Source organism: Methylocaldum sp., assembly GCF_039794385.1.
GTDB lineage: Bacteria > Pseudomonadota > Gammaproteobacteria > Methylococcales > Methylococcaceae > Methylocaldum.
The window spans coordinates 1-9532 of record NZ_JBDIVO010000178.1 but is presented as its reverse complement, the minus strand read 5'-3'; the positions used below and the strand labels follow the sequence as shown (position 1 = coordinate 9532).

Below are 9532 nucleotides of genomic sequence, written 5' to 3'. Positions count from 1 at the left end.
CCCTTGCTCGAATCGATGGCTACCGAGCCGTTCATCTGGGCTATTCGGGTCTTTACCACATCCATGCCGACACCTCGTCCGGAGATATCGGAAATCTCGGACTTGGTGGAAAAGCCGGGCATGAAAATCAAGTTGTAACAATCCTTGTCGTCCAGGCGGGCGGCGCTCTCCTGGTCCATCAGTCCCTTTTCCACGGCCTTGCGCCGGAGCACGTCCGGATCCATGCCTTTGCCGTCGTCCTCGATGGTCAATTCGATATGATTGCCCTCCTGAGACGCGGTCAGAACGACCGAGCCCTCGCGCGGCTTACCCGCTGCGATCCGCTCCTCGGGGGTCTCGATGCCGTGATCGACCGCGTTGCGAACCAAATGCACCAATGGATCTGCCAAGGCCTCGACAAGATTTTTGTCGAGATCGGTTTCTTCGCCGCGCAACTCGAGCTGCACCTCCTTGTTGAGGCTTCTGGCCAAATCCCGCACCACGCGGGGAAAGCGGCCGAATACCTTTTTGATGGGCTGCATGCGCGTCTTCATGACGGACAGCTGGAGATCCGAGGTCACCACGTCCAGGTTGGCGACCGCCTTGGCAATCTCTTCGTCATTGAGCGCGATCTTGAGGGTTTGAAAGCGGTTGCGAACCAAGACCAGCTCGCCGACCATGTTCATGATCTCGTCGAGACGCTGGGTATCGACGCGGACCGTGGTTTCAACTGCCGCGGCCGCCTGTGGTTTGACGGTCTTGGCCGGTTCCCTTGTCGCGCTGCGCGCTTCCGTAGGTGCCGAAGACAGAGCCGCTGGACGCGCGCTCTCCTGCTTCGGTACGCCACCATGCTGGCCTTTGCCATGAAGCTCGTCCAGCAGGCGATCGAATTCTTCCTCAGTGATGCGATCACTTTCGGCTACAGGTCTCGGCGCCTCGGGAACCACGGCGCTCGGCATGCCGGTGTGCTTGCCCTTGCCATGGAGTTCATCCAGCAAGCGCTCGAATTCTTCCTCGGTGATGTCATCATGCGATTTGGCATTCGGAGTGTTTAGCGCTGGCGCATCGGGCACACCGCCATGCTTGCCCCTTCCGTGAAGTTCGTCCAGCAGACGCTCGAATTCTTCTTCGGTGATTTCGTCCGAAGTCGAGCCGTTCGAGTCAACCGCCGAGACGGGCGAGGGCCGGCTCGGCTCCTCCGCCGCATCCGGCAACGGTTCGAATTCCGCCTCGGCCGGATCGTCATCTTGGCCGGGTTCCAGCATCGCCGCGAGCGCCTGTTCCACAACATTCATCGCGGACGGAAGCCTCTCGGGTTCGGCCGCCGAAACGGATTCGGGCTCCACCGACGCCGGAGCCGGCGGGACAAGAGTAGAATCGCTTCCCGGCTGGGCGAGAACTTTCAGCCGATCGATCAGCGACGGGTCGGCCGGTTCGGGATCGTGTCCGGAGCGGATGTCCCGAAACATGGCGTTGACGACGTCCAATACTTCCAGAATGACGTCCATCAAGGCCGGGTCGGCGCGCCGCTCGCCTTGTCGAAGCACGTTGAATACGTCTTCGGCGTTGTGGCAAACGTCGACCAAGGCGACAAGATTGAGAAACCCCGCTCCACCCTTCACGGTGTGAAAACCGCGAAAAATGGCGTTCAATAAATCGTAATCGTCCGGCGACTGCTCAAGCTCGACCAGTTGAGCATTGAGCTTTTCCAGTATTTCCCCGGCTTCTACCAAGAAATCCTGAACGATTTCGTCATCGAGATCGATCGCCATTGCGCCTTACCTTCAGAAACCCAAACTCGACAGCAAACTGTCCACGTCGTCTTGATTCTGCACGGTATTCTTGTCCACCCCCGGAACAGCCGGGCCGAGTGGTTCCGATTTGGTTTCCGGCACGCTATCGCCGGAGGGCTTGAAGCGCCGTCCGGAAATTCGGATCAATTCGACCAGACTGTGCTCGAGATCCTGAACGAGCTTGATCACGCGCCGAATGATCTGGCCGGTGAGATCCTGAAATCCCTGCGCCATGAGCACCTCGGTGAGACTATGCTGAATGGTCTGCAAATGCCCCGCGGAAACGTCGAAATACTGCGCCAGGTCTTGAGTCAGGGACTTGAATTCCTCATAAGGCATTTCCCGCTGGCGAAAGCGTTGCCACTGGGCGCTGAGTTCGTTCGACTGCTCGCGAAGACTTTCGGCGAACGGCAAGATGGATTCGACTGCATTCAAGGTGGTGTTCGCCGCCTGCTCGGTCATGGTGATGACGTAGTTGAGGCGCTCTTTGGCGTCGGGAATTTCGTTCTCCGTGAGATCCGCGATTCTTTCGTCCAGGGAAAAATTCGCCAGCGTGTCGTGGAGCTGGCGGGTCAACTTGCCGACTTCCTGAAACATCAGGGTTTCCCGGACGCGGCCGATATCATCGAGGATACGGTCGGCCGACTCGTCGTCGCCGCGCTCCAATGCCGCCAGAAGTTCGCGGGCCTGTTCGATCCGCCCGTCGGCGGACGGTTGCTTGTCAATCATTAGCCGCCCCCAAAGGTTCGATCAGGCTTCCAGGCGTTCGAAGATCTTTTCGATCTTCTCTTGCAGGGTGGCCGCGGTAAACGGCTTGATTACATAGCCGTTTACACCGGCCTGCGCCGCCTCCACGATCTGGTCCCGCTTCGCCTCGGCGGTCACCATCAACACCGGCAACTGAGCCAGGTTCGGATCGGCGCGTACTGCGCGCAGCAGATCGATACCCGTCATTCCGGGCATATTCCAATCGGTGATCAGAAAATCGATTCCCCCCGACTGCAATTTGGGCAGAGCACTCTGCCCGTCGTCGGCTTCGAAAATATTGTTGAACCCGAGCTCCCGCAGCAGGTTTCTGATGATCCTTCGCATGGTGGAAAAGTCATCCACAACCAGGATTTTCATGTTCTTGTTCAAGGACGCTCACCTCGTTCCGGTTAACCATTTTTTATTATCGATTCATCGGGGCCTCAGACTTGCGCGGCTTTTCGCCTTCCCTTCGAACGGGCTCCGGCGGATTGCTCCGCATCCAGCCAGCCTTGCATTCTCGCCCTAAGGCGCAACATGGCCTGGCTTTGCAATTGACACACTCGGGACTCGCTGACCCCCAGCACTTCGCCGATTTCGCGCAGGTTGAGTTCCTCTTCGTAATAGAGCGAAATCACCAAGCGCTCGCGCTCCGGCAATCCCGCGATCGCGTTCGCCAAAGCCTCGGCAAATCCGGACTGGGTCAATACCTCGACCGGAGGCGCGGCCGAATCCGCACAGTCGTCCAAAGCCGAATCGCCGGCCTCCAACAACTCTTCGAAACTGAACATGCGACAGCTCAAACTATCGTGAAGAACCTGATGGTATTCGGAGAGCGACAGTCCCAAATGCTCGGCGACTTCCGCATCTCGGGCGTCGCGTCCGGTCCTGGCCTCGATGCTACGCATTGCTTCAGCCACATCACGCGCCTTGCGATGAACCGAGCGCGGCGTCCAATCGTAGCGCCTCAGCTCATCCAGCATCGCGCCGCGGATCCGGATCCCGGCATAGGTTTCGAAACTCGCGCCCTGAGCGTGATCGTACTGGCGGGCTGCTTCCAGCAAGCCCACCATGCCGGCCTGGATCAAGTCCTCCACTTGCACGCTGGACGGCAGCCGGCTCATGAGATGATAGGCAATCCGTTTGACCAGTGACGCGTGCTGCCCCACGATGGCGTCCAATCCGGGCGCCTGTACCGATGCGTACAAGGCGATGCCGCTCATAAGGCTGCTGCGCTGTGGTACTGAATCATCCGCTCTACGAAAAACTCCAGCCGCCCACTGGCTTGGCCGGAAATCGGCAAGGCATCCATTTTCAGCGCCAAGGCGCGAAACGCCCGCGCCGCTTTGCTGTGCGGATAGGCGACGACCACCGGAGTTTGCTTTTGAACCGCCTTTCTCAATTGCTCGTCGCGAGGAACCACGCCCAATAGATCGAGCGTCACGTCGAGATAGCGGTCCGTCACCCGGCACAGCTTGCCGAACAACGCCTGACCCTGTTGATAGTCCTGGACCATATTGGGCAGGATTTGGAACCGATGAACGCCGTAGTCCCGGTTCAGCAATTTGATGAAGGCATAAGCGTCGGTAAGCGACGTAGGCTCGTCGCACACCACCAGAATGATGTCCTGGCAGGCGCGCGCGAAGTTGACCACCCCCCCCGAAATACCCGCTGCCGTGTCGACCAGCAGCACGTCGATGTCCTGGTTCATCTCCCCGAAGGCGCGAATCACGGCGGCCTGTTCCGCAGTGGTAAGCTCCGACATGCGCTGAATACCGGACGAGGCCGGCACGATCTTCAGCCCCGACGGCCCTTCTACGAGGATTTCGTCCAAACTGCGCTCGCCGCTCAACACATGGGACAGATTGAATTTGGGCTGCAAACCTAGGAGCACGTCGACGTTTGCGAGTCCCAAATCGGCATCCAGCAGAACCGCGTGCCGACCGAGCTCGGATAGGCTGACCCCGAGATTGACGGCGACATTGGTTTTGCCGACCCCGCCCTTGCCGCTGCTCACCGCCAAGACACGCACCGGCCTGGGCTGTGCCATACGTCGAATTCCGTCGGCCTGATCAGTATCAAACATTCGCATGGACTATCCAGTCTTCGTAGGTAGGCATCGGAGCGCCGACAGTCTCCGCTTCGGACCTTTCGGCAAAACACCGGTTTAATAATAGATGAGTTCTCGCCACGTGCAGGTCTTCCGGGACCTGCTGTCCGTCGCACACGAAGGACACCGGCAAGCGGTTCTCCACCACCGTGGACACCGCGGCGCCGAGTTGGCCGGTTTCGTCCAGTTTGGTCAGAATGCAGGCTTCCGGGGAAAAGACCTTGAAGGCCTCCACCGCCTCTTGCATCACGCGTAGCTGGCTGGCCGCGGACATGACCAGATAGGATTTGACGGGCATGTCGGTGCGGCTGAACAGTGCGGCTTGCTCGGCCAGGCGCCGGTCGCGCTGCCCTATGCCGGCGGTGTCGATGAGTACCAGGCGCTTATCGTAGAAACTCGACAGCAGCTGACGCAGATCCTCGATACTGGAAGCCGCCCGGACCGGTACGTCGAGAATGCGGCCGTAAGTCCCGAGCTGCTCATGAGCCCCGATGCGGTAGTTGTCGGTGGTGATCAGCGCGATTTGGCGCGGTCCGTGCTTGAGTCTGAACCGGGCCGCCAGCTTGGCAATCGTCGTCGTCTTACCGACGCCCGTAGGCCCGACCAGGGCGACGACGCCGCCGTAATCGAGCAGGTTGTCTTCGGCCAGCGGGATCTGCCGTGCCAAGACATGTTGACTCGCTTGCCACGCGACGTCGGCGTCGGCGACGCCGCCCAAGCGCTCGGCCAGTTCCAGACTGAGTTTCTTGGAGAACCCGAGCGCGCCGAAACGACGCAAGAGATCCAGTCGGGTCGGATTTCGGCCCGCCGCGGCCTGCCATCCGGTTTCACTCAAATGGGCGTCGATCACGCGCCGCATCTGTTTGAGTTCCCGTTGCATTTCCTTCAGCGCGTCGGCATCGACGCTCGGTTTGGCAGGAGCCGGCTGGGAAACGACGGCTTCGACAGAAGATTCTCGCTCGGGCCGGGAAGCCGGCTTTCCGGCAGCGGGTTCGACCGCAGGACCGCCCTGTTCGCTCCGCCCTGATATGGCATGGGTATCTACACAAGCTCCAAGATTGTCATTCCGGCAGGGAGTACTCGCCCCTTCCCTGCCGGGGTGGCGATTTGTGCGAATATCTTTGCCCGATACGGGAGGAGCCGGCTTGCGAAGGCTCGTCGCTGCCGAACCGGCTCCCAGTGCGGCCGAGCTCTTTCCAAGAGCCTCGCGAAAGGCGTCCTCGGCGCGCCGCCGGGTATCCGTTTCGGCTTTCGCGACCGGTTCGGCGTCGCCCGTCTCCGATTCGCCGCGCGACTCCGATTTCGCACGATCCAATAACAGCTGCTCGTCGAAGTCCCGAGCCGCGACGATCTCCACCCCGCCATCCACTTTGCGGTTGGACAAAATCACGGCGTCCGGCCCCTGCTCTTCGCGGACCATGCGGATCGCTTGACGAATATCGGGTGCGAAATATCGTTTGATCTTCATGCCTATGTCCTAGTCTTTCGGAAGCTGTCCCCAAAACTTTGCTAACGACTCCGGCAAGCGCAGCGGGACTGTGCGCGGCGGCTCAACCGCGCTGGCCGATGCTGGCCACCACCCTGACTTGCCGGTCTTCCGGGATCTCGTTGTAAGCCAAAACATTGAGCCCGGGGATGGAATGGCGCACGAAGCGCGCCAACCAGGGCCGCACCGGCGAGGACACCAGCAGAATGGCGGGATGTCCTTCCATTTCCAGCTTCTGCGTCTTCTCGTCCAAGGATTTGTGAAGCTGCTCCGCCAAGCCCGGCTCGATGCCGGCGCCCTCGTGTCCGGCCGTTTGCAGTATTTTTTGCAACAACTGTTCCAGGTCCGGATCCAGGGTCAGAACCGGGATTTCCTTCTCCATGCCACTGATTTTCTGGACGATTAGCCGTCCGAGTGCGGCACGCACCACCGCCGTCAAAACGCCGGGATCTTGGCTTCTGCCGCCGAACTCCGCCAAAGTTTCGGCGATGGTCCGCATATCGCGAATCGGCACGTTCTCCTGAAGAAGGTTTTGCAGCACCTTGACGATGACGCTGAGAGGCAGGGTTTTCGGCGTGAGATCCTCGACCAGCCGCGGCATCGATTTGGCGAGCAGGTCGAGTAACTGCTGCGTCTCCTGATGTCCGAGCAGCTGGTGGGCGTGGGATTGCAACAAATGGCTGAGATGGGTGACCACCACGGTACCGGGATCGACCACGGTATAACCGAGCGTCTGGGCGTGGTCGCGCTGATCCGGTTCTATCCAGACGGCCTCCAGTCCGAAAGCCGGGTCCTTGCCCTCGACGCCCTTCAGCGTTCCGTAAACCCGCCCCGGATTGATGGCCATCAGGCGATCCGGAAACACTTCGGCCTCCCCGACGGTGACGCCGAGCAGGCTGATGCGGTAGGCGTTGGGAGTCAGGTCCAGGTTGTCCCGGATGTGCACCGAGGGGATCAGGAATCCGAGATCCTGGGACAGCTTCTTGCGCACGCCCTTAATCTTCGACATGAGCTGCCCGCCCTGATTCTTGTCGACCAGCGGGATGAGCCGATAGCCCACTTCCAGCCCGATGAGATCGACCGGCACGACATCGTCCCAGCCGAGCTCTTTCACTTCGGGCGCGGCGGCCGAGGGCCTGGCCGCGACGCGCGCTTCCGCCAATTCGCGCTCGCGCCGCTGACGCTTGGAAATGGAATAGGACGACGCGCCCATGGCGCCGGCCAGGAGCAAAAAGGCAAGATTCGGCATGCCGGGAATCAGGCCCAAGAGTCCGACCACGCCGGCGGAAAGCGCAAGAGGCCTCGGGTCGGCAAAAAATTGAGCGCTGAACTGGGCGCCGATGTTCTCGTTGCTGCTGGACACACGGGTCACGATCATGGCCGACCCGACCGACAGCAACAGCGAGGGGATCTGAGCCACCAAACCATCGCCGATGGTCAGCAGCGTGTAATTGTGCAGGGCTTCGGAAAACGCCAGATCGTGCTGCAGCATGCCGACGATCAGCCCGCCGACCACGTTGATGAGCAAGATGAGTATGCCGGCTATGGCATCGCCCCGGACGAACTTGCTGGCACCGTCCATCGATCCGTAGAAATCCGCCTCGCGCGAGACCTCCTGGCGTCTCGTCCGGGCTTCATCCTGATTGATGAGACCGGCATTGAGATCGGCATCGATCGCCATCTGCTTGCCGGGCATCGCGTCCAGGGTGAACCGCGCGCTGACTTCCGACACGCGCCCGGCGCCCTTGGTAACGACCACGAAATTGATGATGACCAGAATGATGAACACCACCAGACCCACGGCGTAGTTGCCGCCGATCACGAATTCGCCGAATGCCTCGATCACCTTGCCGGCCGCGTCGGGACCCTTATGCCCTTCCAGCAGGACCACGCGGGTCGAGGCCACGTTGAGGCTCAGTCGGAGGAGCGTGGCGACCAGCAGGACCGACGGAAACACGGCGAAATCCAGCGGGCGCAGCGTATAAATCGTCACCAGCAGGATCAGCAGCGAAAATGCGATGTTGAAGGTGAACAGCAGATCGAGAATGAACGGCGGCAGCGGCAGCACCATCATCATCATCATGAGAAGAATGACGAGAGGAGCCCCCAAGCCGAGTTTGCCGGCGACTTTGATTCGTTCCAAAACTGTTGCGGCCATGACGAAACCCGTGCGTAACCTTCAGTGACAGCGACAGCAATCACGTTTCGTGCCGACCGGCCGCAGAGCCGGACCCTCCGAAAAAAATACAGGCAGTATGCGGCTTACGCGTCGGCAGCCTTGCGCAAGAATTCTTCCGGGATCTTGAATTCGGTCGGCGGCGTCGGAATGTCGCCGCCGAAAACCCGGGCCGCCTTGAGTTGATAGACGTAAGCCAAAACCTGGGCAACCGCGAAATAGAGACCGGCGGGAATTTCGCGGTCGAGATCGGTGGACGCATAGAGCGCGCGGGCGAGCGGCGGCGCGGACAGGAGCGGCACACCGGCACCCACGGCCAAATTCCGGATTTGGGCCGCCACCAGGTCCGCGCCCTTGGCGACGACTTTGGGCGCTTTCATGCCGGCCTGGTCGTATCTCAGGGCCACCGCGTAATGGGTCGGGTTGGTCACGATGACATCGGCCTTCGGCACCTCGTCCATCATTCGGCGCCGCGCCAGTTCCATCTGCAAGCTGCGAATCCGGCTTTTGACTTCCGGTTTGCCTTCGACTTCGCGCATTTCGTCCTTGACTTCCTGGCGCGTCATTTTCAGCTGGCGCTTGTGGTTCCAGAGCTGAAAGGGCACGTCCACGATCGCGATCAGCCCCAGCGAAGCGCATAGCCACAAAATAAACGTCATGACGAGGCGCGCGGTTTGATTCGCCGCCGGAAGCAAAGCCTCGCGACCGAGACCGACGAGATCGTCGAAATAAGCCGTCAGCAGTCCGGCGGTCACAAAACCGATCAAGAGAAATTTCAGAACCGACTTCACGACTTCCGCGAGGGCCTGAACCGAGACCATGCGAGCCAGGCCCTTCATGGGATTGAGCTTTTCCGGCTTGGGCATCAGGTTCTCGCCGCTGAAATTCCAGCCGCCCAGCGCCATGGGAGCGGCCAGGGCAGCCAGAACGGCAAGACCGAGGATCGGGAGCAGAACCTGGCCCGCGGCCAGCAAGTCTCGGCCGAGATGGGCAAGCGGCGCCGCAGGATCGAAAAGGTCGCGGCGACTCAGACGAAAGTCTCCCTCCATGATTTGCCACAGGCTTTGCGCCATGCCGCCGCCAAAGACGAATATCGCTACCGAACCGGTCAGCAGAAGAACAAGAGTGTTCAATTCGCGGGAACGCGGAATCTGACCTTTTTTCCGAGCATCGCTCAGGCGTTTACTGGTAGGGTCCTCTGTTCGTTCCTGATCGGATTCCTCGGCCATGACACCTTATTT

Annotated in this window: 8 protein-coding genes; all 8 read right to left on the bottom strand. The window is 60.3% G+C overall.

All coding sequences use genetic code 11. From position 1 onward, the window contains the following. Positions 1-1751, bottom strand: a 1751-nt coding sequence (locus tag ABJK70_RS14935; protein WP_347258356.1) for a chemotaxis protein CheA, incomplete at its 3' end; no start/stop codon positions are given. 12 nt (positions 1752-1763) lie between these two features. Continuing rightward, positions 1764-2501 (bottom strand): protein phosphatase CheZ, encoded by a 738-nt coding sequence (locus tag ABJK70_RS14930; protein ID WP_086134998.1) that lies wholly within the window; start codon positions 2499-2501, stop codon positions 1764-1766. A 21-nt stretch (positions 2502-2522) separates the two neighbouring features. Beyond that, the gene (gene cheY, locus ABJK70_RS14925) at positions 2523-2909 is read right to left on the bottom strand and encodes a chemotaxis response regulator CheY (protein WP_077730359.1); all 387 of its coding nucleotides are present in this window, start codon (positions 2907-2909) and stop codon (positions 2523-2525) included. A gap of 53 nt (positions 2910-2962) precedes the next feature. Next, the gene (locus ABJK70_RS14920; protein WP_077730358.1) at positions 2963-3742 is read right to left on the bottom strand and encodes an RNA polymerase sigma factor FliA; all 780 of its coding nucleotides are present in this window, start codon (positions 3740-3742) and stop codon (positions 2963-2965) included. Continuing rightward, complete coding sequence (locus ABJK70_RS14915) at positions 3739-4569, bottom strand: MinD/ParA family protein (RefSeq protein WP_077730357.1); 831 nt, start codon at positions 4567-4569, stop codon at positions 3739-3741. Before ABJK70_RS14915 ends, ABJK70_RS14920 begins: the two co-directional genes overlap by 4 nt. Positions 4570-4597: 28 nt before the next feature. Further along, entirely contained in the window at positions 4598-6097 is a 1500-nt protein-coding gene (gene flhF / locus ABJK70_RS14910) for a flagellar biosynthesis protein FlhF (RefSeq protein WP_347258355.1), read from the bottom strand. 82 nt (positions 6098-6179) lie between these two features. Next, positions 6180-8273: a flagellar biosynthesis protein FlhA gene (gene flhA, locus ABJK70_RS14905; RefSeq protein WP_086135000.1), complete on the bottom strand. Its 2094-nt coding sequence runs from the start codon at positions 8271-8273 to the stop codon at positions 6180-6182. Positions 8274-8377: 104 nt separating this feature from the next. Beyond that, entirely contained in the window at positions 8378-9520 is a 1143-nt protein-coding gene (gene flhB, locus ABJK70_RS14900; RefSeq protein WP_347258354.1) for a flagellar biosynthesis protein FlhB, read from the bottom strand. Between the last annotated feature and the right edge of the window lie 12 nt (positions 9521-9532).

Bases quoted from the DNA above. Each gene is read 5' to 3' on its own strand.
- ABJK70_RS14930 (WP_086134998.1), bottom strand. From the start codon at position 2,501: ATGATTGACAAGCAACCGTCCGCCGACGGGCGGATCGAACAGGCCCGC.
- ABJK70_RS14920 (WP_077730358.1), bottom strand. From the start codon at position 3,742: ATGAGCGGCATCGCCTTGTACGCATCGGTACAGGCGCCCGGATTGGAC.
- ABJK70_RS14915 (WP_077730357.1), bottom strand. From the start codon at position 4,569: ATGGCACAGCCCAGGCCGGTGCGTGTCTTGGCGGTGAGCAGCGGCAAG.
- flhF (WP_347258355.1), bottom strand. From the start codon at position 6,097: ATGAAGATCAAACGATATTTCGCACCCGATATTCGTCAAGCGATCCGC.
- flhA (WP_086135000.1), bottom strand. From the start codon at position 8,273: ATGGCCGCAACAGTTTTGGAACGAATCAAAGTCGCCGGCAAACTCGGC.
- flhB (WP_347258354.1), bottom strand. From the start codon at position 9,520: ATGGCCGAGGAATCCGATCAGGAACGAACAGAGGACCCTACCAGTAAA.